Origin of the sequence: Marisediminicola senii (assembly GCF_011057645.1) — a bacterium.
Classification (GTDB): domain Bacteria; phylum Actinomycetota; class Actinomycetes; order Actinomycetales; family Microbacteriaceae; genus Marisediminicola; species Marisediminicola senii.
This window is the reverse complement of sequence record NZ_JAALGE010000013.1, coordinates 1-25,419: the sequence shown is the minus strand read 5'-3', so window position 1 is coordinate 25,419 and position 25,419 is coordinate 1. Positions and strand designations below refer to the sequence as shown.

Sequence of the window (25,419 nt, the reverse complement as noted above, 5' to 3'; positions counted from 1 at the left end):
GCTGCTGGTCTAGCCACCAGCTGCTGGTCTGGCGGCTGCTGGTCTGGCGGCGGGTCAGGCCAGCGACCACATCGCGACGGCGCTGGCCGCCGCCACGTTGAGCGAGTCGATGCCGTGCCGCATCGGAATGCGCACGACCGTGTCGGCCGCGGCCACCGCCTCCGCACTCAGCCCGTCGCCCTCGGCCCCGAGCACCATGGCGACCCTCTCGGGGGCGGATGCCGCGAACTCCCGCAACCCGACGGCGCCGTCGGTCAGCGCGAGCGCCGCGATGTGGAACCCCGCGTCGTGCAGAAGGTGGCGCGTTGCATCCCACTCCCCCACCCGCGTCCACGGAACCTGCAGCACCGTGCCCATGCTCACGCGGATCGCCCGCCGGTAGAACGGGTCGGAGCACCGCGGTGTCACGAGCACGGCATCCGCCCCGATCGAGCCGACCGACCGGAACACCGCGCCGACGTTCGTCGGATCGGCGACGTTCTCGAGCACGACAACCCGTCGCGCGCCCGCGAGCAGCGACGCGGCCGATGGCAGGGCGGGCCGGTGCATCGCCGCGATGAGCCCGCGGTGCAGCAGGTACCCGGTCAGCTCCGCGAGCAGGTCGGACGGCCCGGAGAAGACCGGCACGTCGCCGTACCCGTGGGAGTCGAGGAGCGCGACCGCATCGTCGACCGAGGTTCCCAGTGCCAGCACCGAGCGCGGCGCGTGACCGGCCGCGAGCGCGCGCTGCAGCACGAGCAGCGACTCCGCGATGTAGAGGCCGTGCTCGGATCCGCGCGACTTCTTGAGCGCGACGTCAGTCTGGTGGGCGAAGTCGGCGAGTCGCGGGTCGTCGAGCGACGCGATCTCAATCACCGGCATGATCTGCACCGGTCGACGGTGAACCCCGTCACGACGCGGCGTCCCCCACCAGCGTGTACTTCGTCTCGAGGAACTCGAGGATCCCCTCGGCCCCACCCTCGCGCCCGAGGCCCGACTGCTTGACCCCGCCGAACGGCGCCGCGGCGTTCGAGATCACGCCGACATTGAGCCCCATCATGCCGGTCTCGAGCGCGTCGATCATCCGGTGCCCGCGCGCGAGGTCGCGCGTGTACACGTAGCTGACCAGGCCGTACTGGGTGTCGTTGGCCTGTCGAACGGCGTTCGCCTCGTCGGTGAAGGTCGAGATGGCGAGCACCGGGCCGAAGATCTCCTGGCTCAGGATGCCGCTTCCCGGCGCCACCCCGGTGAGCACCGTCGGTTCGAAGAACGTGCCGGGTCCGTCGATTCGGCGCCCGCCCGTGCGCAGCTCCGCGCCTCGCGCGACGGCGTCGTCGACGAGCCCTGCCACCTTCGTCACGGCCGCGGCGGTGATCAGCGGCCCGATCTGCGTGCCGTCCTCGGCGCCGCGTCCGACCCGCAGCGCGCCCACGCGCTCGGTCACGCGCCGGGCGAACTCGTCGGCGACACCCTCCTGCACGATGAAGCGGTTCGCCGCCGTGCACGCCTCCCCGATGTTGCGGAACTTCGCGAGCATCGCGCCGTCGACCGCCGCATCGAGGTCGGCATCGTCGAACACCACGAACGGCGCATTGCCGCCGAGTTCCATCGACGTGCGCAGCACCCCGTTCGCCGCCTGCGTGAGCAGGCTCACCCCGACCGCGGTCGACCCGGTGAAGCTGAGCTTGCGCAGTCGCGCGTCGGCGATGATCGGTGCCGAGACCTCCTGCGACTCGGTGGTGGTGATCACGTTGACGACGCCAGCCGGCAGCCCGGCGTCCTGCAGCAGCTGCGCGAGGAACAGCGTGGTGAGCGGCGTGAGCTCCGACGGCTTGATCACCGAGGTGCAGCCCGCGGCGAGCGCGGGCGCGAGCTTGCGGGTGGCCATGGCCAGCGGAAAGTTCCACGGCGTGATGAAGTAACTCGGCCCGACCGGGCGCCGCGTCACGATCATGGTGCCGGTGCCCTCCGGGGTGCGCCCGTAGTGCCCGGGGATGCGTACCGCCTCCTCGCCGAACCAGCGCAGGAATTCCCCGCCGTAGGCGACCTCGCCGCGTGACTCGGCGAGCGGCTTGCCCATCTCCAGGGTCATCAGCAGCGCGAAGTCCTCGGCTCGCTGCTGCAGCAGGTCGAACGCCGCGCGTAAGAGCTCACCGCGCTCGCGGGCCGGGGTGGCCGCCCAGCCGGGTTGGGCGACGGCAGCGGCATCCATCGCCCTGAGGCCGTCGGCGATGGATGCGTCGGCGACCGTCAGCAGTTCGCCCCCGGTCGACGGGTCGGAGACCGCGAGCCCCCGCCCCGACGTCGACTCGACCCACTCGCCCCCGATGAACAACCGGGTGGGAACCCGCGCGAGCAGGGCGACCTCGTCGGCGGGCCGTGGGGCGCTGGGCCCGCTCATCGGGATTCGGCGATGGTCACCCCGGCGTCGGCGAGGGTGGCCAGTGCCGCCTCGCTCGATGCGGGGGCGACGCCGGCGACGAGGTCGCGCAGCACGCGCACCGACCGGCCGCCCTTGACCGCGTCGAGCGCCGACGCGAGCACGCAGTAGTCGGTGGCGATGCCGACGACGTCGATGTCGGTGACGCCCAGCTCGTCGAGGGTCTCGGTGAGCGACGACCCGTCGTCGACGGTGCCCTCGAAGATCGAGTAGGCGGGCACGCCCTGCCCCTTCTGCACGTGGGCGGTGACGGCCGACGTGTCGAGGGCGGGGTGGTAGTCGGCGCCGGGGGTTCCCGCCACGCAGTGCGGCGGCCAGGTGGTGGAGAAGTTCGGCGCGGCGCCCGCGGCCGCGAAGTGCCCGCCGTTGTCGCCCACTGGGTCGTGCCAGTCGCGCGACGCGATGACGTGGTCGTACACCCCGGGGTTCGCCTCGAGATAGGCGGTGACGCCGGCTGCGACCGCCGCCCCTCCGTCGACCCCGAGGGCGCCTCCCTCGGTGAAGTCGTTCTGCACGTCGATGATGAAGAGTGCGCGGTTCATGCGGTGGCCTTCCTGCTCAGACTGCGGAGGTTCAGACTGCGAAGATTCAGACCGCGAGGATCTCGGCCGGGTACTGCAGGCCGATCTGGCGGCGGATCTCGTCGAGAGTGCCCATGATGCGCACGCTCTCCTCCGGCGGGAGGATGACGCCGGCCGTGAAGCGGGCGTCGACCAGGCGTTCGACCTCGGCGGCCTGGTACTGCATGCCGCGGTTCTTCACATCGGATTCGTAGGTGTCGACGACGTCGCCATCGGAGTTGTAGACGGTGAACGAGGTGGCGTTGTACCAGACCCGGTCGATGGCGATCCAGCCCTCGGTGCCCTGCACGGTCGCGGTGTTGGGGCCCGACGCGTCGAGGGCGGTGGTCAGGATCGCCTGCCTGCCCTCCTCGTAGTCGAGGATCACCGAGGTCGACCGGTCGACGCCGGTGGCCGTGAACGACGCGGAGGCGTGGATCGCGGTCGGCTCACCGAGGATGTCCCACGCGAACGAGACGGGGTAGATGCCGAGGTCGAGCAGCGCACCTCCGGCGAGCGCGGGATCCTGCAGGCGACTGGTCGGGTCGGCCGACAGCTTCTGGGTGTGGTCGACGACGATCGAGCGCACGTCGCCGATGGTGCCGGCGGCGACGATCTCGCGCAGGCGAACCATGTGCGGCAGGTAGCGGGTCCACATGGCCTCGAGCACGACGAGGCTCTTGCTCTCGGCGAGTTCGGCGAGGATCGCCGCCTGCTCCTGTGTCACGGTGAACGCCTTCTCGACGAGCACGTGCTTTCCGGCCTCGAGGGCGAGGCGGGCGTGCGCGTAGTGGTGCGAGTGCGGGGTCGCGACGTAGATGATGTCGACGTCGGGGTCGCCGACGAGCTCGTCGTAGCTGCCGTAGGCCTTCTCGATGCCGAACCGGTCGGCGAACTCGCGGGCCGATGACAGCGAGCGCGAGCCGACGGCGGTGACGACAAACCCGTCGCCGAGCAGGTCGGTCGTCTGGGAGGCTGCGATGCCCCCGGGGCCGAGAATTCCCCAGCGGAGTGTGCCTGGCATTGGTTCCTTCCTCGCGGACCGCACGGTCCGCCACCACAGCAAAATCTAACAGTCGCGCCCGGCCTGCTCCCGCCCGGCGGCCGCCCGGCGGGATAGATTGGCCATTGCTCAACAGGTTCTCCCCGCAGGAAGGCCACCGATGACCGACGACCTGGCAGCCCCGGCAGCCCCGGCAGCAGCCGACACGCACGGCGCCCCCGGCATTCCCGACCCCGTCGAGCCCACGACACTGCCGATCGCCGGCTCCGACCGCAGCTGGCCCGTGCGCCGGGTGTTCTGCGTCGGCCGCAACTACGCCGACCACGCGCGCGAGATGGGCAACGATCCAGACCGCGAGCCGCCGTTCTTCTTCACCAAGCCCGCCGACGCCGTCGTTCACGCGAGCGGCAGCATCCCCTATCCGCCCCTCACCACCGACTTCCACTACGCGGTCGAGTTGGTGATCGCCATCGGCCGCGGCGGGGCAGACATCGAGGTGGATGCCGCGGCTGGCCACATCTTCGGATACGGCGCCGGCATCGACCTGCCCCGTCGCGACCTGCAGCGAGAGGCGAAGGACAGGGGCGGCCCGTGGGACTGGGCCAAGGCGTTCGATCTGTCGGCCCCGGTCAGCGCGATCCACCCGCTGCCGACGATCCTCGACTCCGGGCGCATCTGGTTGAGCGTCAACGGCGAGCTTCGCCAGGACGGCGACCTGGCTGCGATGATCTGGCCGGTCGCCGACATCGTCGCTGCGGCGTCGCGCGCGGTCAGCCTGCAGCCAGGTGACCTCATCTTCACCGGCACGCCCGCGGGCGTCGGTCCGCTGCAGCCGGGCGACGTGGTCACCGGCGGCGTCGAGGGCGTCGACGAGTTCACGGTGACCATCACCGGTCGCGCGTAGCGCAGCATCCACCCCCTTTCAGAGACCCGAGGAGACCCCATGACCGTGCTCACCGACCTCACCGCCGCGCTCGTCGACGGCAGCATCGAGGTCATCGACCTCACGACGCCGCTCAGCAGTTCGACCCCTGCGCTGCGCCTGCCGCCGCCGTTCTCGAACCTCATCGACTTCAGCCTCGAGCAGGTCAGCGCCTACGACGAGCCAGGCCCGTACTGGAAGCACCACAACATCCACACCGGCGAGCACATCGGCACCCACGTGGATGCCCCGGTGCACTGGATCAGCGGACGCGACGGGCACGACGTGGCGAGCATTCCCGTGGCGCGGCTCGTCGGGCCGGCGTCGGTCATCGATGTCAGCGCCGAGAGTGCGGCCGACCCCGACTTTCTCCTCGAGGTCGAGCACGTCGAGGCGTGGAAGCGTGAGCATGGCCCGCTCGCCGCGGGAACCTGGCTGCTGATGCGCACCGGCTGGGAGACGCGTGCGGGGTCCGAGGAGACGTTCCTCAATGCCGACGCGACCGGCCCGCACACTCCGGGCGTCTCGGCGGCGTGCGCCCAGTGGCTCGCCGAGCAGACACCGATCGCGGGACTCGGCGTCGAGACCGTGGGCATCGACGCGGGTTCGGCGGGCGGCATGGACCCGGCGTTTCCCGCGCACTACTTTCTGCTCGGCAACGACAAGTACGGACTCACCTCGCTCCGCAACCTCGGCGCCCTGCCGCCGGTCGGCGCGACGATCGTGGTGAGCCCGCTGCCGATCGTCGGCGGCACCGGCAGCCCGGCGCGGGTGCTGGCGCTGGTCGAGAAGTAGGCGGCGGGGCAGCGGAGCCTCAGTGCCCCCTGAACGCCTCCGCCAGCCACCACGCGCCGCCGTCGGACGCGATCTTCGCGTCGATGACGAGCGGTGCGGTGGGGCCGGACGCGAGCCATGCCCGCACGGGCTCGAGGTCGTCGATCGTGCGCACGGTGATGCCCGTGGCACCGTAGCCGGTGGCGATGGCGGCGGCATCCGTCTCGGGAAAACGCACGAGTGACAGGTCCTCTCCCTCGCCGAAGTGGTGCACCTCGGCGCCGTACGCGCTGTCGTTGTAGACGATCACGACGAGCGGGATGCGCAGCCGCACGGCCGTCTCGAGCTCGGCGATCGCCATGAAGAAGCCGCCGTCGCCGGTGCCGAGCACGGGGAGTCGGTCGGGCTGCGCGATGGCCGCACCGATGCTCGTCGCAAGCCCGAGCCCCACCGACTGGAACGCCTGCGTGAAGCAGAAACCGAATTCGTCCGGCACGCGCAGGTAGGCGCTGGGGTAGCCCATGAAGTTGCCGGAGTCGATCGAGACAATGCGTTCGGCTGGCAGCATGGCGTCGAGCGCGGCGGTCAGCTCGCGCGGGTCGATGCGGTCGGCGGTCGACAGCGAGCCGGCGGGCAGGTCGCCGTTGGGGAGCGTCTCGATGGCGACGTCGGTCCAGTGGATGCCGCGGCCGATGCGATCCCGCACCTGTGAGGTGCGATAGCCGCTGCCGATGCGCGGCTCGGCGTCCAGCGCGGCGAGCACGTCGACCGCGGTGACCGCGCTGTCGCCGACGATGCCGAGGTGCACCGGACGGTTGGCGCCGATGCCGGCGGCTTCGACGTCGACCTGGGCGACCGTGGCATCCACCCCGATCAGGTTGCCGTGGCGCATGGTCCACATGTTCAGCGCGCAGCCCCAGCCGACGATGAGGTCGGCGCTCCGGATGAGCTCCGCGGCGAGCGGCGAGGAGAACCCGCCCGAGATGCCCAGCGCGAACTCGTCGCCGACGAACAGGCCGTTGGCGACGGCGGAGGTCGCGACGAGGGCGCCGGATGCCTCCGCGAGCGCCCGCAGTTCGTGGCCGGCGTGCCTGGCACCGCGGCCCGCGACGAATACCGGTCGCTCGGCGGCGCGGATCGCCGCCGCCAGCTGCGTGACCGAGGCGGCAGCGGGTCGGATCGCCGGGATCGGTGTGTGCTGGGGTGCGCCCGCGGCGGCATCCATCGCCCCAGCGGGGGCCTCCATCGCCTGCACGTCGAGCGGCAGGTTGAGCACGACGGTGCGACGATCGTCGACGGCGGTGCGGTAGGCGCGCACGGTGTCGGCCACCGCGGACTGCGCGGAGTGCACCCGCTCGGCGACCGCCCCGACGCTCACGACGAGGGCGTCCTGGTCGATGCGAAAGTTGGAGCGCACGGCCGATGCGGCGACGTCGGCGGTCAGTACGATCATCGGCGTGCGGCTCTTCGCGGCCTCGGCGATACCGGTGACGGCGTTGGTGAGCCCGCAGCCCTGGTGGGTACTGGCGATCGCGGGTAGTGCGCCCATGCGGGAGAACGCGTCGGCCATGGTCGCCGCTCCCCCCTCGTGGCGGGTCGTGACGACGGGAACCCCGGATGCCGCGAGCGCGTTCGTCACCGCGAAGTTGCCGCTGCCCACCACGGTGAACACGTGGCCGATGCCCAGGCCGGCGAGGGTGCGGCCGACCAGCTCGGCGACGGTCGTGCCGGGCGCACCAGCTGCTTCGGGTGCATCTTTCGCGCTTGGTGCACCGGCCGCGCCGGGCCCGCTCTCCGCGTCGCTCACTCCGCGCTCACTCGGGGCTGGCGGCGACCCCGGCCGCCCGAACCTCGGCGTAGTCCTCGTCGGTGAGCTCGAGGGATGCCGCGGCGAGCCAGCCGTCGATCTGGTCGGGTCGACGGGCGCCGACGATCGCGCCCGTGACGCCGCGAAAGCCGAGCGTCCACGCAACGGCGGCTGCCGCCTGCGAGACGTCGTGGCGTTCCGCGACCCGGCCGAGGGCCGCGCCGATGGCGAGGTTCTGGTCGAGCCGGATGGTGAACTCGTCATTGCTGCGGCGCCAGTCGCCATCGTCGAGGCCGGCGACGCGCTCGGCGGTGAACGCGCCGCTGAGCAGGCCTGACCCCATCGGGCTGTAGACGATCGATGCGGTCTCGTGGGCTGCGCACCATGGCAGCACGTCGGACGCGCTCTGCGGGGCGATGGCAGAGAACTTGGGCTGCAGCGAGTCGACGTGGCCGAGCCCCTCGGCGATCTCGAGCTGGATCACCGTGTGGTTCGACAGGCCGACGGCGCGCACCTTGCCCGACGCCTTGATGTCGAGCATGGCCTGCCAGTAGTCGTTGATGGGCGTTCCGTCTTCGGTCGGCCAGTGCACCTGGTACAGGTCGATCTGCTCGACGCCGAGGCGACGAAGGGAGTCGTCGACCTCACGCTTCAGGGATTCGGGGTTCGCCATCTTGCGTGACGGCGTGGAGTGGTCGTCGTCGTCCCAGACCACGCCACCCTTGGTGAACACGTAGGGACGGTCTTCCACCGCGAAATCGCGGATGGCACGGCCGACGACCTCCTCGGAGTGGCCGAGGCCGTAGATCGCGGCGGTGTCGATCCAGTTGACCCCGCGCTCGATACCGTGGCGGATGGCGGCGAGCGACTCGTCGTCGTCTTGCGCACCCCAGCCGTTCGCCCATTCGCCGCGGCGGGCGCCGCCGATGGCCCAGGCGCCGAAGCCCACGCGGGTGATCTCGAGATCCGTGCGGCCGAATGTCACTACGGGCAGGTCGGTCTTCATGGTGGGGTCCGTTCGTCTCGTCACTGAGGTGCTGGTGCTGGGCGTGTACTGGGCGGCTGCGGCTGCAGCTGCAGCTGCGGGGAGCTGGAGTCCGTGCGAGCGCTCCTGCTGGTGCGCCCCGCGGGTGTCATCTACCTGAGTTTATTCTCGAACTGGGCCCGGAACTGCCGCCGGGACCTGCCGCGGCGGGGCGACCGCGTGCTGCAGCGCCCCGCCGGAGGAACAGCCCGGTTACTGGCTGTTCTTGTTGCGCTCGGCGAGCGCGAGGTTGGCGCGCAGTTCGACGGCGTTCTGTCGCACGACGTAGGCGGGCTGGTCGCGCTCGAAGCGCCAGCTCTCGTCGAGGGTGCCGGCGTCGACCGTGTCGAACCCGAACTGGTTCTGCAGCGCCGCGACGAGTGCCTTGGCGTTGTCGTCGTCCCCGGCGATCGCGAGGGCGCGACGGTTGGTGGTGCCCTCTGGCAGCGCGTCGTCGGTGATTGCGCCGAAGTAGATGTGGTTGAACGCCTTCACGACGGTGCTCTGCGGCAGGTGCGCCTGGAGGAGGCCCGAGACGGTGGCCGACTCGGAGTCGAGCTCGGCGATCTGGCCGTCACGCTCTGGGTAGTAGTTGTTGGTGTCGATGACGATCTTGCCGGCGAGGGGCGCGACCGGAACCTCGCGGTAGTTCTTGAGCGGAACCGTCACGACGACGATGTCGCCTGCCGCGCCCGCTTGCTCGGCTGTCGCGGCGGTCGCGTGCTCGCCCAGTTCGGCGATGAGGTCGGCCAGGGTCTCCGGTCCCCGGGAGTTGCTGATCACGACATCGTGGCCGGTCTCGATCGCCGTGCGCGCGATCTGGCTGCCGATGTGTCCTGCTCCGATGATTCCGATAGTTGTCATGCGGGTGCCAACAGGCGGCGTCGGTGAATCGATACCGCATCGATGAGACTGGGGGAATCTTGGCAAAGGTGAGTATCCTGCTACCAGCTGACTATTCGATCGCCGCCGGCGAGTGACCAAGTCCCCGTTTCGAGAATGCGCAGCCGAAATTCTCCGGGAGACGACATGGGTACTTTTACCTACGACAGCAGCGTGATCGTGGATTTCGAGGACAGGCTCCTCCTCCACCTCCAGATCGTCATCACGGCGAAGCTCAGGCGAGACGAATCGTTCATGTTCAGCTGGTCGAAGCCCGACGAGGTGGGCGGCCGCACCACGGTGTGGATCGACCGGCACGTTCCGGTCTCGTTCGACTTCACGCACAGCGCCATGCCGAGCATCAACCGGCAGTGGGTCGAAGAGCTGATGGCGACCACGCATCGCACGTCGGGGCTGCAGATCCTGCCCGAGGCGACCCAGGCCGACGTCGCGCGAGAGCACGCGGTCGTCACATGACCACGCAGATCGAGAACCCCGTCCTACGAAACGCCCCGCGCCAGAAACGGGCGGGGCGAACCGTGGCCACGATCGAAGCGGCCGTGCGCGACATCCTGGCCGACCCGGAATGGGGTCGGGACCGGCTGACCACCGGGCAGGTCGCCAAACTGGCCGGCGTGTCGATCGGCACCATCTACCGGTACTTTCCCGACCGTCTGGCGCTTCTCGATCACGTCTGGCCAGACCGGGGAAGCACCTTCCTCGCCGCCGATCCGGTGGAGTGACGCCAGACGAGCGAGGCCGCGTCAGTGACGCCGCCTCGATGACGCCGTTTCAGTGATGCCGACTCAGTGACCGGCGTTGGCCGGTTCGCGGCGCTTCACGACGCGGGTGATCGCCATCACGACACCGGCGATGATCATGCCGAGCACGACACCGAATACGGCAGACACCGCTGTGTCGGCGATCCACACCACGACCGGTCCGGCCGCCTCGACGGCGTCCGTCACCACGTGCAGCAGGTCGTAGGGGGCATGCCAGAAGGTCTCGGCGAGGTTGACGGTCACCAGGTGCCCGCCGACCCACAGCATGGCGACCGTTCCGATGATGCTGATCGCCTTAAACACGAACGGCATGGAGTGGACGACGCGCGCACCGACGCGGCGCACCCCGCGCGCCTCGCTCTTCATGAGGCGAAGGCCGATGTCGTCGATCTTGACCAGGAGTGCGACGGCCCCGTAGACGAGGGCCGTCATGCCGAGGCCGATCACCACGAGGGCAGCGAGGGTCATCCAGATACCGAGATCGGCGTCGAGGCTCGCGAGCGAGATGAGCATGATCTCGCTCGACAGGATCAGGTCGGTGCGCACGGCGCCGGACACCAGCTTCTTCTCATCCCGCACGTCGGTGTCCTTCGCGGCGTGGTGCACGCCGAACCACTCCAGGACCTTCTCGGCGCCCTCGAAGCACAGGTACGAACCGCCGAGGATCAGCAGGTACGGCAGAACCCACGGCGCGAACGCCGAGAGCAGGAGCGCGAGGGGGATGATCACGACGAACTTGTTGATCAGGCTGCCCCGGGCGATGCGCCAGACCACGGGGAGCTCGCGCGCCGGGGTCAGCCCCTGCACGTACTGGGGAGTCACGGCCGCGTCGTCGATGACGACCCCGGCGGTCTTCGCGCTCGCCTTGAGGGCGGCGGTGAGGATGTCATCGACAACCGCGAGCAGGCCGACCGACATGGGTTCTCCTTAGATGCAATGGGTGTGCGCCGCGGGGAGCTGGCAGCAAGCCCAAGGGTAACCTGCGCCGGTGGCACGGCGATGGCTCGCGGTGCGCGACACCAGGACAAGCTCCGGTGATGGATGCTGCTGTCCAGCGTTACGAACGGAGCCGCCTGTCAGAATCGAACTGACGACCTTCTCATTACGAGTGAGATGCTCTACCGACTGAGCTAAGGCGGCGTGCACGCCGGATTTCTCCGGCGACACAGCTCAACAGCCTAGCCGATCATTCTGCGGGTGCCCGCGCGACGATCTCGGTCACGTGGGTGAAACTCGAGACCAGCCCGTCGGTGAGGGGGATCTCCCCGTCGGTGTCGGCCCATCGCGCCCACGCGTGGCGCATGGCACCGACCGCCATCAGGGTGACCAGTTCGGCGCGGTCCTGCAGGGCGTCGGAATCGGCGGCCCAGGTCGGGTCGTCCGCGGCGAGGCGTCGCGCGACGACGGTCGTGAGCTCCGTCTCGAAGGAGCGCATGGTGGCGAGACGCATGGCGAGCAGGTGGGGGTGCGATTTCAGCACGCGTCGTCGCAGCTGCATGAGGTCGACCTCCGCGGGAACCGATTCGACGGCATTGCCGATGAGCACCGCCAGGTCGTGGAACAGGTCGGAATGCGGGCCCGCGACCACGAAGGTCTCCAGGTGCACGCCGGCCGGGATGGTGAGCGGATCGCCGACGATGGCGGCTTCCTTCGACGCGAAGTAGTTGAAAAAGGTGCGCGGGGCAACATCCGCCCTGGCGCTGATGTCATCGATGGTGACCGAGTCGAAACCCCGCTCGAGAACGAGGCTGAGCACCGCGAGCTGGATCGCGCGGCGGGTCGCGAGGCGCTTGCGCTCGCGGAGGCCCTGGGGTTCGGCGGTCATGCCCCCGAGTGTCGCAGTTCGCACGGGGCGACACAAACTGCGGGTCACGCCCCTGGCGCGCCGGCACCGTTGCCGGTCGCCGCGCGCAGCTGGGCGGTCGCGGGGTCAGCAGACGGTCTGGTCGGCCGGGGGCGTGTCGGAGATGAAGAAGTCGTCGACCGCGTCGTTGATGCAGTCGTTGGACTTGTTGTAGGCGGTGTGCCCCTCCCCCTCGTAGGTGACGAGCAGCCCGTTTTCAAGCTGGCCGGCCAGGTTCTCGGCCCAGACGTACGGCGTCGCCGGGTCGTTCGTGGTGCCGATGACGACGATGGGTGCCGAACCCTCTGCGGCGATGGCGACGCGTTCCCGGGTGGACTCGAACGGCCACGACGCGCAGGCCGTTCCGCCGTACGACATCGACGGCCCGAACACCGGTGCGAGCCGGGCGAGTTCGGCGGCTTCTGCCTCGAGGGTCTCCGTCGTGCTCGTCACCGCGTAGTCGAGGCAGTTGATGGCGATGAACGCCTCGGTCGAGTTGTCGGCGTACGTGCCGTCTTCATCGCGCGAGTAGTAGCTGTCGGCGAGCAGGAAGGCGTAGTCGGCATCTCCCGACATGACGCTCGCGAACAGCTCGCTCAGGTACGGCCAGTTGTCGACGCTGTAGAGCGGCAGGATGATCGCGGTGAACATGTTGCTGCTGCCGAGTTGCCGACCGTCGGTCGCGCGCAGCGGGCTCCCGGCGAGGCTGTCGAGCACTGCCTTGACCTGTAGGGCCGCCTGGTCGACGCTGCCGCGGAATGGGCAGTCGGTCGTTCCGACGCAATCCTCGAGGTAGGCCCGCAGCGCACTCTCGAAGCCCTGGGCCTGCGTGGCCGTGACGTCGAAGTCAGAGGTGGAGGGGTCGATCGCGCCATCGAGCACGAGCTTGCCGGTCTTGTCGGGAAACAGGTCGGCGTAGGTGGCGCCGAGCAGGGTGCCGTACGAGTAGCCGAGGTAGTTGAGCTTCTCATCGCCGAGGATGGCCCGCAGCATGTCGAGGTCCTTCGCCGCGCTGACGGTGTCGACGAACCCGAGCAGGTCTCCGGTGTGCTCGAGGCACGCCTGGCCGAACGCGGCAGACGACTGCTCCAGTTCGCCGATGTACTCCGGGGTTCCCACCGGGTTCTCGGCGATGTCGAACAGAAACCCGTCGAGCTCGCTCGGGTCGTCGTAGCAGGAGACGGCCGATGACCGGTTGACGCCGCGGGGGTCGAAGCCGACGGTGTCGTAGCTGCCCTGCAGCCGGTCGGACACCGCGTAGTCGAGGCTGTCGCGCACGAAGTCGTAGCCGGAGCCGCCCGGCCCGCCCGGGTTGATCAGCAGAGACCCCATGGCCGTGCCGTCGGCGGAGGACCGGATGAGGGCGAGGTCGATCGAGTCGCGTTGCGGGTCGTTCCAGTCGAGGGGGGCCTCGGCCGTGGCGCACTGGAACTCGCCCTCGCACGCACGCCAGGTGAGCACCTGCGAGTAGAACGGCTCGATCTCTGCCGCGACTTCTTCGCCGGTGGGGGTCGAGGTCGCATTCGGCTGGGTGGGTAGGAACTGTGACACGCACCCGGTGAGCATCAGGGTGGCGGCAAGCACCGCCGCGACGACGGTGGCGGCGCGGGTGCGTGCGGGGCGGGTCATTGCTGGGCCGTTCGTCGGGTTGCAGTGATCAGCATCGCCTCGAGCGCGAGCGCGGGGGCGATATTGCCCTCGATGCGGCGCCGTGCCTCGGCGATCGCGTCGAGGGTGGCGAGGGTCTGCTCCGGGGTGGCAGCGGCGCTCGCCCGCCGGAGGTCGGGCATGATGCTCGCGTTGACGAGCTCGCCGCCCACGCCGAGCTGCAGCAGCAGGATGTCGCGGTAGAGAGAGAGCAGGTCGACCATGATGCGGTCGATGCCGTCGCGGAGGCTGCGGGTCGCGCGCCTCTTCTGGTCTTCTTCGAGGGCCTTCAGCTGCGACCGGAGGGCGGGCGGCACCGTGGCACCCGGCGCGACCCCGAGCGACCGCAGCGCGTTCTCGCGTTCCTCGGCGTCGCGCTCGGCGGTGATGGCCTTGGCGTCCTGCCCTGCCACCTCGAGCAGGGTCGCGGCCGCGACGACCGCGTCAGACACCGATCGTATGCGCAGCGCGGTCTGCAGGGTCTGCTCGCGGCGTTGCCGGGCGTTCTCGTTCGTGGCGAGGCGATGCGCCATGCCGATGTGGCTCTGGGCCTCGCGGGCGGCCCTGGTGGCTGCGGCGAGGTCGATGCCGTCGCGTCGCGCGATGAGGTCGGCGACGTCGGCGACCGCGGGCACCCGCAGTCGCACGGTGCGCACCCTGGACCGGATGGTGGGCAGCAGGTCGGCCTCGCTCGGGGCGCACAGGATCCAGACGGTGCGCGGCGGTGGCTCCTCGAGCGCCTTGAGGAGCACATTGGATGCCGCCTCCCGCATGCGATCGGCATCCTCGATGATCATCACGCGGTAGCGCGCGGCCGATGGCGAATAGTTCGAGTTCTTGACGAGGGTGCGCACCTCGTCAATGGTGATGATCACCCTCTCGGTGCTGAGCACGCCGAGGTCGGGGTGGGTGCGTGCATCGACCTGGCGGATGGTCGCGGTATCCCCGTCGGGATTGCCGTTGCTGAGCAGCGCCGCCGCAAACGCGTACGCGAGGTTGGAACGCCCCGACCCCGGCGGCCCGGTGATGAGCCACGAGTGCGTCATCGACCGGCTAGCGTCGCCGGCCAGGGACTCCTCGGCGGCCGCCCGAAAGGTGGCGATGGCATCGGCCTGCCCGGTCAAGTCATCCCATACGGACATGGCGCAAGCCTAACCGGGGGCACGGACATCCCCCTGGGGTGTTCAGGGGCGGTACGACGACGGTCACAGCAGCGTTGCCACCCGCACCCTGATCGCCTCTGCCAGCTCATCGATGGCACGGGCGGCATCGAGCACGAGGAACCGGTCGGGCTCCGCCGCCGCGAGTGCGAGGAACGAGGTGCGCACGCGGTCGTGGAACTCCGCCTTCTCGGATTCGAGGCGGTCGAATACCTTCTCGTCGGCGTCGAGCCTGGCGCGGCTCTCCGCCACGCCGAGGTCGAGCAGCACGGTGAGGTCGGGCAGCAGCCCCTCGGCGGCCCAGAGCGACAGGTCACGCACCTCGGAACCGTCGAGCACCCTGCCCGCTCCCTGGTAGGCGACGGATGAATCGAGGTAGCGATCCTGGATGACGATCTCACCGCGATCCATCGCCGGGCGCACCACCGTCGCCACATTGTGTGCGCGATCGGCGGCATACAGCAGCGCCTCGGCACGGGGAACGATGTGACCGCGGCTGTGCAGGATGATCTCGCGCAGCTCGAGGCCGAGGTCGGTGCCGCCCGGTTCGCGGGAATGCACGACCGTATGCCCCTCCGAGACCAGCCACTGCGCGAGGAGGGCGGACTGGGTCGACTTTCCCGACCCGTCGCCGCCCTCCAGTGTGATGAAGAGCCCGGCCACGCTACTCGGAGACCGTGGTGCTGGAGGCCGTGGTGCTGGCCGCCGTCGTCGTCGCGGGATTCTTCGCGGCGGCCCCCCGCGCAGTGGTACCGGCGGGCTTGCGTGCGGTGGTCGGCTTCGCGGCGGTCGTCTGTGCTACGGCGGGCTTCTTGGCTGCGGCGGGCTTCGCCGCTGCCGGCTTCTTCGCGGCCGGGGTCTTCGCCGCGGCAGTCTTCGCCGCTGCCGGCTTCTTGGCCGCCGGCTTCTTCGCTGCCGGCTTCTTGGCCGTCGCGGCACGCGGCTTGGCCGGCCCCTTGGCGCGCTTGTCGGCGAGCATCTGTACGGCGCGCTCGAAGTCGATCTCCTCGATGGTCTCCCCGCGCGGAATGGTCGCGTTGGTGGTGCCATCGGTCACGTAGGCGCCGAAGCGGCCGTCCTTGATCTTGATCGGCTTGCCGCTCTCCGGGTCGGCGTCGAATTCCTTCAGCGCACTGGAGGCCGCACGCCCGCCGTACTTCGGCTGTGCGAACAGCTCGAGTGCGCCGGGAAGGTCGATGTCGAAGATCTGGTCTTCCGACGTGAGCGACCGGGTGTCGGTGCCCTTCTTCAGGTAGGCGCCGAACTTGCCGTTCTGGGCGGTGATGTCGTCGCTGGTCTCCGGGTCCTGGCCGACCACCCGCGGCAACGCCAGCAGCCGAAGGGCGGTCGGAAGGTCGACGGTGGCGAGGTCCATCGACTTGAAGATCGATGCGGTGCGCGGCTTGACCGCCGCGGGCTTCTTGGCCGGGGCCTTCTTCTTCGGGGCCGGGGTGACCTCGCCGGTGGCGGGGTCGACGGTCTCGGCAGTTGCGGGCGCCTCCGGCTCGGGCTCGGGGTCGGGCTCGAGCTCCGTGACGTACGGGCCGAAGCGGCCGTCCTTGGCGACGATGCGCTTACCGTTGTCGGGGTTGATGCCGATCACCCGGTCGGAGACCACGGGGGCGTCGACGAGCTCCTGCGCCTTCGCGGCGGTCAGCTCGTCAGGCGCGAGGTCCTGGGGCAGGTTGACGCGGCGCGGGGTGACCGGGTCGGCGCCCTCGACGGGTGCCGCGGCATCCGGTTCGACCTCGAGGTACGGGCCGTACTTGCCGATGCGCAGGGTGATGTCGGCCGTGATGGCGATCGAGTTGATGCTCTTCGCGTCGATGTCGCCGAGGTTGTCGATGACGTTGCGCAGGCCACGGTGCTTGTCGCTGCCGAAGTAGAAGTCCTTGAGCCAGTCGACGCGGTCCTGCGAGCCGCCCGCGATGCGGTCGAGGTCGTTCTCCATGTCGGCGGTGAAGTCGTACTGCACGAGATCGCCGAAGAACTGCTCGAGCAGGCGCACGACCGAGAACGCGATCCAGTTGGGCACGAGCGACTGGCCACGGGGGGTGACGTACCCGCGGTCGATGATCGTGGAGATGATCGACGCGTAGGTCGACGGCCTGCCGATACCCAGCTCTTCGAGGGTCTTGACCAGGCTGGCCTCGGTGTAGCGCGGCGGAGCGCTGGTCTCGTGGCCCTTGGCCTCGACGGCGGCGATGGAGAGCAGCTGGCCCGGCGTGAGCGGGGGCAGTTTGGCCTCGCTGGGCTCGGCGGCGGCGTTGCGCTCTTCGTCGCGGCTCTCTTCGTATGCCTGCAGGAAGCCGCGGAAGGTGATGACGGTGCCGCTCGCCGTGAACTCGGCGACGGTCGGGCCCTGCCCCGGAAACTCGGCGAGCGAGGTCGCGGCGGCGGCGGAGACGACCACGGATGCGGTCGACCCCTTGGCGTCGGCCATCTGCGACGCGACGGTGCGCTTCCAGATCAAGTCGTAGAGCTTCCAGTCGTTGCCACGCAGGGTGGACTGCAGCTCGGGAGGCGTGCGGAAGGTGTCGCCGGCCGGACGGATGGCCTCGTGGGCCTCCTGGGCGCTCTTGTTCTTTCCGCTGTACATGCGGGGCTTCTCCGGCACGGTGTCGGCGCCGTAGAGCGACGCGGCCTGTGACCGGGCAGCGGAGATCGCCTGCTGCGAGAGGTTGGGCGAGTCGGTTCGCATGTACGTGATGTAGCCGTTCTCGTACAGTCCCTGGGCGACGCTCATGGTCTGGCGAGCGGTGAAGCGCAGCTTGCGGGCCGCCTCCTGCTGGAGCGTCGAGGTGGTGAACGGCGCGGCGGGGCGGCGGGTGTAGGGCTTCGAGTCGACCGAGAGCACGGTGACGGTCGCGTCGTCGCGGCGCAGCGCGGCGCTGAGCGCTTCGGCCGCGGTCTCGTCGAGCACGGTCGCGCTGCTGGTGAGCTTTCCGTGGTCGTCGAAGTCCTTGCCCTGGGCAATGCGGGCACCGTCGACCCTGGCGAGGCGGGAGTCGAACTCGGTGCCGCCGTCGGCCGGGGCGATGCGGGCGAGCAGGTCCCAGTAGCTGGCGGCGGTGAAGGCGAGTCGCTCGCGCTCGCGGTCGACGACGAGCCTGGTCGCGGCGGACTGCACCCGGCCCGCGGAAAGACCGGGGCCGACCTTGCGCCAGAGCACCGGGGAGATCTCGTAGCCGTAGAGACGGTCGAGGATGCGTCGCGTCTCCTGCGCGTCGACCAGGGCGGTGTCGATGTCGCGCGTGTTCTGCTTCGCGTGCTCGATGGCCTCCTTGGTGATCTCGTGGAACACCATGCGGCGCACCGGCACGGTGGGCTTGAGTTCGTCGAGCAGGTGCCACGCGATGGCTTCGCCCTCGCGGTCCTCATCAGTTGCGAGGTAGAGCTCGTCGGCGTTCTTGAGTGCCCGCTTGAGGTCGGCGACTGTCTTGCGCTTCTGGTCGGAGACCACGTAGTAGGGCTCGAAGCCGTTGTCGACGTCGACCGAGAACTTACCCAGCGACCCCTTCTTCAGTTCGGCGGGGAGGTTCTTGGGCTCGACCAGGTCTCGGATGTGGCCAACCGAGGCCTGCACCTCGTAGTCGTCTCCGAGATACTGGGCAATCGTCTTCGCCTTGGCTGGCGACTCGACGATTACCAGTTTTTTCGTGCCTGGCACCTTGCTCCTTGGTTCTGCTGAGGGTCGTGGGCGCGGGAATAGCTTCCCCGGCGTCACCGTCTGCTGTGCGGTCGTGACATCGCTCAACGGATGAGGGATGAACCCCTGACACGCACACCATACACACCCAACCGTCCCGGGTTCCTAATCACCCGTCGGGGACGACGGCCCCGCCGATGAGCCGTCGGCCATTCCCGGCGGACCCGCCGTGGCCGTCGCCGAGAGCCGGAATGTGGCCACCGCCACCGTCGTCGTGACGGTCGCGACGACCCCGTCCAGGCGGCATCCGTCGACCGTCGCACCGTTCTCCACTGCCACCGCGTCGGCCAGTACGCATGGTGCGCCCGGTTGGATGCCGACTGCCGCATCGGCCGCGGCGAGCGCCGACGCATCTGCGGCTGAAGATGCCTGGCGGTGCGCGACCAGAACGGCGGTGACGGGCAGCACCGCGGTCGTCGCCACGAGCACTGCGGCGATGATCGCCACCGCGAGGATCGACCCCGCCCCCGCGTCGGTGGCCAGGCGGAGAGCGGCCTCCCCCGCCATGCGGCGGACGACCCGGATCGCGGGGTGACGAGTGACCTGAACAGGCACCGGGAGCGCTCCCTTCTATATAGGCGTATGCAATGTGCAGTGGGGGTGACGTGGCGGAGCCGAGAGAATACGAGCGCCCCCTGTTTCCGCGCGCGTTAAAGGCCGCCGGCGAGGGCGCAACTGCTCGCCGCGAGGGTGACCGCCGAGAACATTCCGGTTCCCGCCGCGGTGACCCGCACGCACAGCATCTCGCCGCGGTTCTCCACCGCCAGCCGCGCCCCGGGAGCGACCGTCGCGAGCAAGCCGGACGCGGCGGCGGCGCCCTCGCCGCGCGCGGCCGTCCTGGCCGCCATCGCAGCGGCGTCCTGCAGCACGAGCTGCCGGCCCGCGAGCTGCACGGCGGCGAGGCAGAGCGCGAGCAGCAGGATGACCGTCGGAACCACCACCGCGAATTCCGCCGTCACACTGCCCCGCTGGCGCCGCAACTCGCCGCACCGCCCGCCGCACCCGTCGCCGGTTGCGCTATCCGGCGAAAGTGAGGGCACGGTGCACCAGGTCGGTGAGGATGCCCCGCACCTCATCGCTGCGCATGATCACCACCAGGAGCCCGGCGAACCCCACCGCCGCCATCGTCGCGATCGCGTATTCGGCGGTCGCCGCGCCCTCGTCGTCGTTCCGCAGTCTCGCCCGCAGTGCCAGCATTCTCTCGATCATCGTCGTCCTTCGGTTCATGGGTTGATCGGCTCGCGGCCAGTGTGCCGGGAGGCTGCGTCCGTCGTGCCTGTCGAGGGAAGACCGGTGTCCAGGCTCAGAAGTCGGCGACTGTGGACGAGATGACGGAGATGAGGAGCGGCGCGACGCCGACGACCATGAACGCGGGGAGCACGCACAGGCCGAGCGGCAGCATCAGGCTGACCGCGAGGGTGGCTGCGCGGCGGTCGCCGTCGCTGCGGGCGATCCGGCGCTCCTCGTCGGCCTGGCTCCGCAGCAGCGCGGCGGCCGGCACCCCGGCGGCGCGGGACAGGTCGAGCACCTCCGCCACGGCCGCCTCCGACCCGTCGGGCGGGAGGCCGCATGCGGTGCGGGCGCGCTCAACGGCGTCGACCGCACGCGGGATCGCCGCGCCACCCGACACGGCGATGGCCATCAGGTCGAGCGTGAGCCCCGGCGTCAGGCGGGTCGGTCGGGCAGCGTCCACCATGCGCCGGTTCCACAACCGGGCGGCGAGCATGAGCATGCACCCGAGACCGAGGCACACCGCGCCGGGGATGGTGGTGAACAGCGTTCCGAGCACGTCGAACCCGAGCACGATGCCGAACAGCAACCCGACCGCGGGCAGCGCCATCACCATGCGGGCGGTGGCGACGGGAGCGGCGAGCGCCGTCTCGAGGTCCCTCTCTATCTGCGCGAGCGCCCGCAGCGAGACCGCGAAGTCGCGCAGTGTGGGCGCGAGGGGCGCCCCGGCATCGGTCGCGACCCGCCACGCCGCGGCGAGGCCCCTCCAGGCCCCGGCGTCGGCCGGCGCGACGGTGTCGAGCGCGGCGACGATGCTCGCGTCGACCGGCGCGCCCGTTGCGGCGTCGTTCGCGACCCGCTCCAGCATCGCCGTCGCCCCGCCCGCTGGCTGCTGCGCGAGGTACCGCCAACTCGATGCGGGCGCCACCCCGGCAGCGAGCAGTACGGCGAGCTTGTGCACGACCGATGCGACCGGATCGAGCGACCCGGTCGGTTTACGCACGACCGCCCGCGCCCGGCGCGGGGCCGCCCCTGCTCACCGGCCCGCCTCTACCCAACGGCCCGCCTCTGCCCACCGGCCCGCTCCTGCTCACCGATGCGCTCGCGTTCCCGCTCACCGGCCCACCCCCGCTCACCGGCCCACCCCCGCTCACCGCAAGGTCGTCTGCACCGGGCGGGATCGACACCTCGACCATGCACAGCCGGTCGTGCGCGTCGAGGGCGAAGCGGCCCATCCGGGCGAGTCGCCGGATGCCGTGGCGTCGTTCGAGGTGCAGCACGGAGTGGATGGCGCTGACCGTCTGGCGGGCGACGGCGGTCGGCCCGAGCCCTGCGAGCGCGCCGAGCGCCTCCATCCGCGCGGGAACGTCGGCGAGCGAGTTCGCGTGCAGGGTGCCGGCGCCGCCGTCGTGCCCGGTGTTGAGCGCGGAGAGCAGCTCGCGAATCTCGGCCCCGCGGCATTCCCCGAGTACGAGGCGGTCCGGCCGCATCCGCAGCGCTTCTCGCACGAGGCGTTCGAGGCTCACCGCCCCCGCCCCCTCGACGTTCGCCTGCCGCGCTTCGAGCGAGAGAAAGTGCGGGTGGTCGACGCGCAGTTCTGCGACGTCTTCGATCGCGACGATGCGGTCGGTCGGCGGGGCGAGCGCGAGCAGGGCGCCGAGGAACGTGGTCTTGCCGCTACCCCCGGCGCCGGTCAGCAGGATGTTGCGGCGCCGGTCGAGCAGGCGCCGCACCGCACCGGATGGCACGTCGGCGAAGAAGCCACTGGCCTCGAGCCCGTCGACGGTGATCGTCGTGACCCGGGGCAGCCGGATCGACAGCAGAGTGCCGGAGGTCGATACCGGCGGCAGCACGGCGTGCACCCTGATGCCGTCGTGCAGGCGCACGTCCATGCACGGCGTCGCCTCGTCGACGTGTCGCCCCCCGGTCGCGATGAGCCGCACGGCGAGCACGCGTACCTCGTCTTCGTCGAGCAGGGGGTGTGGATGCCGCTCCGCCCCGTCACCGCGGTCGACCCAGACCTCACCAGGGCCGTTGATGAACACATCCGTCACCGCGGGATCCGCGACGAACTGCCGCAGCACGCCGAACTCGTCGAGCTCGCGCCCATCGCGCGCGAGGCGCCGGGACGGGGTCACCGGCAGCTGCGCCCCACCGGGCGACCCCGCGCCGCCCGCACCCCCGGTCACCGCATCCGCGCGTCGCGCGACGAAGCGCTCCCCCGGTCGCTGGCCCCACCCGGGCCGGAGCACTGCACTGGTCATGCCCCCACCCTCGGCGACCGGCGACCGGCCCCGCGGTAGAGCGGCGGAGCCTGTGGTCAATGCAGCTGGGGCAGCGCGGTGGAGGAGCATTCGTGGCCCAGGCGGTCGCAGCGACGCTGCTTACGACGGCCCGGGCTTAACGAGAGGGGCGGCACCGGTTGGGGGGAACTGGTGCCGCCACAGTGACGCCGGATTGGGGGGAATCCTGATGGCATCACTAACCGAATTCAATTCGGCAGCTTTGAGTGTAGTGCAGATCTGGCCTCAGGCAAAGGGTCTCACCGGCCGGATCGCCCCGAATCACCGCCCGCGGGCTGCGGTAAACCGCACGATCTCCCCGAATACGAGCGGCCCTTAGGATGGTGCGCGAGGGCCCGCGCCGATGCGGAATCCATGAGGTCAAAGGGGATCCATCCATGCCTAGCAACTCCATCGACAGCCTTCTGCACGAGGAACGCCGCTTTCCGCCCCCCGAGGAATTCACCGGGTCCGCGGTCGCGACAGGCGCGCTCTACGAGCGGGCGGCCGAGGACCGGCTGGCGTTCTGGGCCGAGCAGGCGAGGGAGTTGCACTGGGATACCCCGTTCACGGAGACCCTCGACTGGAGCAATCCACCGTTCGCGCGCTGGTTCGCCGACGGCACCCTGAACGTCGCCTACAACTGCCTCGACCGGCACGTCATCGCCGGCAACGGCGATCGGGTGGCCATCCACTGGGAGGGCGAACCGGGCGACAGCCGCACCATCACCTACGCGCAGCTGACCGACGAGGTCAAGCGTGCCGCCAACGTGCTCACCTCGCTGGGCATCGAGGCGGGCGACCGGGTCGCGATCTACATGCCGATGATCCCCGAAGCCACCGTCGCCATGCTCGCGGTCGCGCGCATCGGCGCCGTGCACTCCGTCATCTTCGGCGGCTTCAGCGCCGACAGCCTCCGCGACCGCATCGACGACGCCGGAGCCAAGCTCGTGATCACCGCTGACGGTGGGTGGCGCAAAGGTGCCGTGCTGCCCCTCAAGCCCACGGTCGACAGCGCCCTCGCCAAGTCGGCGAAGAACACCGTCACCAACGTGCTCGTCGTCAAGCGCGGCGAGAACGAGATCGAGTGGACGGACACCCGAGACGTGTGGTGGCACGACACCGTGCATGGGGCATCCGCCGAGCACGAGGCGCAGCCTTTCGAAGCCGAGCAGCCGCTGTTCATCCTCTACACCTCCGGCACCACCGGCAAGCCCAAGGGCATCCTGCACACCAGCGGCGGATACCTCACGCAGGCGTCGTTCACGCACCGCAACGTCTTCGACCTCAAGCCCGAGACCGACGTGTTCTGGTGCACTGCCGACGTCGGCTGGGTGACCGGCCACAGCTATGTCGTCTACGGCCCGCTCGCCAACGGCGCAACCCAGGTGATGTACGAGGGCGTTCCCGATTCCCCGGCGCCCGGACGCTGGTGGAAGATCATCGAGAAGTACGGCGTCACGATCCTGTATGCCGCGCCCACCGCCATCCGCACCTTCATGAAGCTCGGGCGTGAGATCCCGCAGGCCTCCGACCTGTCGAGCCTGCGGCTGCTCGGGTCGGTGGGAGAGCCGATCAACCCCGAGGCGTGGATCTGGTACCGCGACATCATCGGCGCGGGCAAGACCCCGATCGTCGACACCTGGTGGCAGACCGAGACCGGCGCCATCATGATCTCCGCCCTGCCCGGCGTCACGACCCTCAAGCCGGGTTCGGCGCAGACCCCGATTCCCGGGATCTCGATCGACGTGCTCGGCGAAGACGGCACGCGCGTCGACCCGCCGAACGGAGGTCTGCTCGTGGTCTCCGAGCCGTGGCCGTCGATGCTGCGCGGCATCTGGGGCGACCCCGAGCGCTTCAAGGAGACCTACTGGTCGAAGTTCGCCGCGCTCGAGGGGTCGAAGTACTTCGCCGGCGACGGTGCGCACGTCGACACCGACGGCGACATCTGGCTGCTCGGCCGCGTCGACGACGTGATGAACATCTCCGGCCACCGACTGTCGACCACCGAAATCGAGTCGGCCCTGGTGTCGCACCCGATCGTCGCCGAAGCGGCGGTGGTGGGTGCCGCAGACGAGACCACCGGGCAGGCCGTGGTCGCGTTCGTGATCCTGCGATCGAAGCAGGCAGGCAAGCAGACGGCGGACGAGGCATCCACCCTGCTCCGGACCCACGTCGGCCAGCAGATCGGTGCCATCGCCAAGCCGCGCCAGATCTTCGTCGTGAACGAGCTGCCGAAGACGCGCTCGGGCAAGATCATGCGGCGCCTGCTGCAGGACGTGGCCGAGGGTCGCGCCATCGGCGACACCACGACGCTCGCCGACACCTCGGTGATGCAGATCATCAGCGACAAGATGAAGGCCTGACGTCATCCTCGGCCGTTAACGCCGACGGGCCCGCAGTCACGATGAGCGTGACGGCGGGCCCGTAGTGCGTTCGGCCAGGCCGAAGCCGAAGCAGAGGTCAAAGCCGAAGCGGAACCGAGGCCGAAGCAGAGGCCGAAGCCGAAGCCGAAGACTCAGGCGAACTCGAGGATCACTTCGACCTCGACCGGCGAGTCCAGCGGCAGCACTGCGACTCCGACCGCGCTGCGGGCGTGTACCCCGGCATCGCCGAAGACCTCGCCGAGCAGCTCGGAGGCCCCGTTGATCACCCCGGGCTGGCCGGTGAAGGTCGGGTCGGATGCCACGAAGCCGACCACCTTGACGACGCGCGTCACCCGGTCGAGCGAACCCAGCACCGTCTTCGCCGCGGCGAGCGCGTTCATGGCGCACACCGCAGCCAGGTCCTTCGCCTGGTCGGCGGTCACTGCCGCGCCGACCTTGCCGGTCGCGGGCAGCGCGCCGTCGACGAAGGGCAGCTGCCCCGAGGTGAAGACCAGGTTGCCCGTGACGACCGCAGGGGTGTAGGCGGCGACGGGGGGAACCACCGACGGAACGACCAGCCCGAGCCGGGCGAGGTTGTCGTCTACCTGCGACATCAGGAGCCCGCGACCTGGCGCTTGAGGTAGGCGACGAGGCCGCCCTCCGGACCGGTGACGACCTGCACGAGCTCCCATCCCTCGGAGCCCCAGTTGTTCAGGATCGCGGCGGTGTTATGGATCATGAGGGGGGTGGTGAGGTATTCCCAGCGAGGCATGGAGGTGTCCGTTCAGTTTGGAAAAAGGCATTATCCCTTACCCTGAGTCTATGTCTGAGCAAATTCCGAGGCCTGTTGGCGTGCTGGGGGCCCTCGCCGGCCTGGTAGGCGCGAGCGTCGTGGCGGGCGTTCTCATCACCGCCATGATCACTCCCCGTCTCTTATACCCACCTTGCGCTGCTCTCGAAGAGGACAGTGTAGGTCTTCGCGGGTGGCCGTTCATCTAAAAAAAAAGAA

At 69.9% G+C, this 25,419-nt stretch carries 25 protein-coding genes and 1 tRNA gene; 5 read left to right on the top strand and 21 right to left on the bottom strand.

What is annotated here, in order from left to right; all coding sequences use genetic code 11:
* Positions 1-54: 54 nt before the first annotated feature.
* Genes G5S38_RS06540 through G5S38_RS06525 form a run of 4 tightly spaced genes read right to left on the bottom strand, consistent with a single transcriptional unit; the run spans position 55 to position 4,003 of the window.
* Positions 55-861, bottom strand: coding sequence for a TrmH family RNA methyltransferase (locus G5S38_RS06540; protein WP_165066236.1), 807 nt, complete (start codon positions 859-861; stop codon positions 55-57).
* 28 nt (positions 862-889) lie between these two features.
* The gene (locus G5S38_RS06535; protein WP_165066142.1) at positions 890-2,380 is read right to left on the bottom strand and encodes an NAD-dependent succinate-semialdehyde dehydrogenase; all 1,491 of its coding nucleotides are present in this window, start codon (positions 2,378-2,380) and stop codon (positions 890-892) included.
* Positions 2,377-2,961, bottom strand: coding sequence for an isochorismatase family protein (locus G5S38_RS06530; protein WP_165066139.1), 585 nt, complete (start codon positions 2,959-2,961; stop codon positions 2,377-2,379). The genes G5S38_RS06535 and G5S38_RS06530 overlap by 4 nt, the downstream gene beginning before the upstream one ends.
* A 46-nt stretch (positions 2,962-3,007) precedes the next feature.
* Positions 3,008-4,003: a Gfo/Idh/MocA family protein gene (locus tag G5S38_RS06525; RefSeq protein WP_165066136.1), complete on the bottom strand. Its 996-nt coding sequence runs from the start codon at positions 4,001-4,003 to the stop codon at positions 3,008-3,010.
* A 139-nt stretch (positions 4,004-4,142) separates the two neighbouring features.
* Here G5S38_RS06525 and G5S38_RS06520 point away from each other — a divergent pair, with 139 nt between their 5' ends.
* Together G5S38_RS06520 and G5S38_RS06515 are read left to right on the top strand one after the other, a co-directional pair.
* Positions 4,143-4,886, top strand: a complete 744-nt coding sequence (locus G5S38_RS06520) for a fumarylacetoacetate hydrolase family protein (RefSeq protein WP_165066133.1) — start codon at positions 4,143-4,145, stop codon at positions 4,884-4,886.
* A gap of 39 nt (positions 4,887-4,925) precedes the next feature.
* On the top strand, positions 4,926-5,699 hold the full coding sequence (locus tag G5S38_RS06515) for a cyclase family protein (RefSeq protein ID WP_165066130.1): 774 nt from the start codon (positions 4,926-4,928) through the stop codon (positions 5,697-5,699).
* A 19-nt stretch (positions 5,700-5,718) separates the two neighbouring features.
* On the opposite strand, the gene G5S38_RS06510 is transcribed toward G5S38_RS06515, so the two are convergent.
* From G5S38_RS06510 to G5S38_RS06500, 3 genes are all read right to left on the bottom strand, one after another.
* Positions 5,719-7,389, bottom strand: a complete 1,671-nt coding sequence (locus tag G5S38_RS06510) for a thiamine pyrophosphate-binding protein (RefSeq protein WP_235928943.1) — start codon at positions 7,387-7,389, stop codon at positions 5,719-5,721.
* Positions 7,390-7,492: 103 nt separating this feature from the next.
* Entirely contained in the window at positions 7,493-8,515 is a 1,023-nt protein-coding gene (locus tag G5S38_RS06505) for an aldo/keto reductase (RefSeq protein WP_201276609.1), read from the bottom strand.
* Between the two features lie 207 nt (positions 8,516-8,722).
* Positions 8,723-9,373 (bottom strand): NADPH-dependent F420 reductase, encoded by a 651-nt coding sequence (locus tag G5S38_RS06500; protein ID WP_165066124.1) that lies wholly within the window; start codon positions 9,371-9,373, stop codon positions 8,723-8,725.
* Between the two features lie 165 nt (positions 9,374-9,538).
* Here G5S38_RS06500 and G5S38_RS06495 point away from each other — a divergent pair, with 165 nt between their 5' ends.
* The gene (locus G5S38_RS06495; RefSeq protein WP_165066122.1) at positions 9,539-9,868 is read left to right on the top strand and encodes a DUF7882 family protein; all 330 of its coding nucleotides are present in this window, start codon (positions 9,539-9,541) and stop codon (positions 9,866-9,868) included.
* Entirely contained in the window at positions 9,865-10,134 is a 270-nt protein-coding gene (locus G5S38_RS06490) for a TetR/AcrR family transcriptional regulator (protein ID WP_165066119.1), read from the top strand. The genes G5S38_RS06495 and G5S38_RS06490 overlap by 4 nt, the downstream gene beginning before the upstream one ends.
* A gap of 63 nt (positions 10,135-10,197) precedes the next feature.
* On the opposite strand, the gene G5S38_RS06485 is transcribed toward G5S38_RS06490, so the two are convergent.
* The 12 genes from G5S38_RS06485 to G5S38_RS06430 form a co-directional block, all read right to left on the bottom strand.
* Entirely contained in the window at positions 10,198-11,091 is an 894-nt protein-coding gene (locus tag G5S38_RS06485) for a DUF808 domain-containing protein (RefSeq protein WP_165066116.1), read from the bottom strand.
* Positions 11,092-11,240: 149 nt separating this feature from the next.
* Positions 11,241-11,313 (bottom strand) — tRNA-Thr (locus G5S38_RS06480).
* Between the two features lie 46 nt (positions 11,314-11,359).
* Complete coding sequence (locus tag G5S38_RS06475) at positions 11,360-11,998, bottom strand: TetR/AcrR family transcriptional regulator (RefSeq protein ID WP_165066113.1); 639 nt, start codon at positions 11,996-11,998, stop codon at positions 11,360-11,362.
* A gap of 105 nt (positions 11,999-12,103) precedes the next feature.
* Positions 12,104-13,645, bottom strand: a complete 1,542-nt coding sequence (locus G5S38_RS06470; RefSeq protein ID WP_165066110.1) for an alpha/beta hydrolase — start codon at positions 13,643-13,645, stop codon at positions 12,104-12,106.
* On the bottom strand, positions 13,642-14,805 hold the full coding sequence (locus G5S38_RS06465) for a DNA polymerase III subunit delta' (protein WP_165066106.1): 1,164 nt from the start codon (positions 14,803-14,805) through the stop codon (positions 13,642-13,644). Before G5S38_RS06465 ends, G5S38_RS06470 begins: the two co-directional genes overlap by 4 nt.
* 63 nt (positions 14,806-14,868) lie before the next feature.
* Positions 14,869-15,486, bottom strand: coding sequence for a dTMP kinase (gene tmk / locus G5S38_RS06460; protein WP_165066103.1), 618 nt, complete (start codon positions 15,484-15,486; stop codon positions 14,869-14,871).
* Between the two features lies 1 nt (position 15,487).
* The gene (topA, locus tag G5S38_RS06455) at positions 15,488-18,493 is read right to left on the bottom strand and encodes a type I DNA topoisomerase (protein ID WP_165066100.1); all 3,006 of its coding nucleotides are present in this window, start codon (positions 18,491-18,493) and stop codon (positions 15,488-15,490) included.
* 144 nt (positions 18,494-18,637) lie between these two features.
* Positions 18,638-19,087, bottom strand: coding sequence for an Rv3654c family TadE-like protein (locus G5S38_RS06450; protein ID WP_165066097.1), 450 nt, complete (start codon positions 19,085-19,087; stop codon positions 18,638-18,640).
* 95 nt (positions 19,088-19,182) lie between these two features.
* On the bottom strand, positions 19,183-19,608 hold the full coding sequence (locus G5S38_RS06445) for a TadE family type IV pilus minor pilin (RefSeq protein ID WP_268921048.1): 426 nt from the start codon (positions 19,606-19,608) through the stop codon (positions 19,183-19,185).
* A complete protein-coding gene (locus G5S38_RS06440; RefSeq protein WP_165066091.1) occupies positions 19,550-19,741 on the bottom strand; it encodes a DUF4244 domain-containing protein in 192 nt (63 codons plus the stop codon). Before G5S38_RS06440 ends, G5S38_RS06445 begins: the two co-directional genes overlap by 59 nt.
* Positions 19,742-19,835: 94 nt before the next feature.
* Positions 19,836-20,765, bottom strand: a complete 930-nt coding sequence (locus G5S38_RS06435; protein ID WP_165066088.1) for a type II secretion system F family protein — start codon at positions 20,763-20,765, stop codon at positions 19,836-19,838.
* Entirely contained in the window at positions 20,758-22,026 is a 1,269-nt protein-coding gene (locus G5S38_RS06430; protein ID WP_235928940.1) for a TadA family conjugal transfer-associated ATPase, read from the bottom strand. Before G5S38_RS06430 ends, G5S38_RS06435 begins: the two co-directional genes overlap by 8 nt.
* A gap of 416 nt (positions 22,027-22,442) precedes the next feature.
* Between G5S38_RS06430 and acs the strand changes: the two genes are divergently transcribed.
* Positions 22,443-24,410, top strand: coding sequence for an acetate--CoA ligase (gene acs, locus G5S38_RS06425; protein ID WP_165066082.1), 1,968 nt, complete (start codon positions 22,443-22,445; stop codon positions 24,408-24,410).
* Between the two features lie 152 nt (positions 24,411-24,562).
* Here acs and G5S38_RS06420 read toward each other — a convergent pair whose 3' ends face one another.
* Positions 24,563-25,024 carry a RidA family protein gene (locus G5S38_RS06420; protein WP_165066079.1) on the bottom strand — a complete coding sequence of 154 codons (462 nt, stop codon included), beginning with the start codon at positions 25,022-25,024 and terminating at the stop codon, positions 24,563-24,565.
* Complete coding sequence (locus tag G5S38_RS06415; protein WP_165066076.1) at positions 25,024-25,182, bottom strand: DUF4177 domain-containing protein; 159 nt, start codon at positions 25,180-25,182, stop codon at positions 25,024-25,026. Before G5S38_RS06415 ends, G5S38_RS06420 begins: the two co-directional genes overlap by 1 nt.
* Positions 25,183-25,419 lie beyond the last annotated feature (237 nt).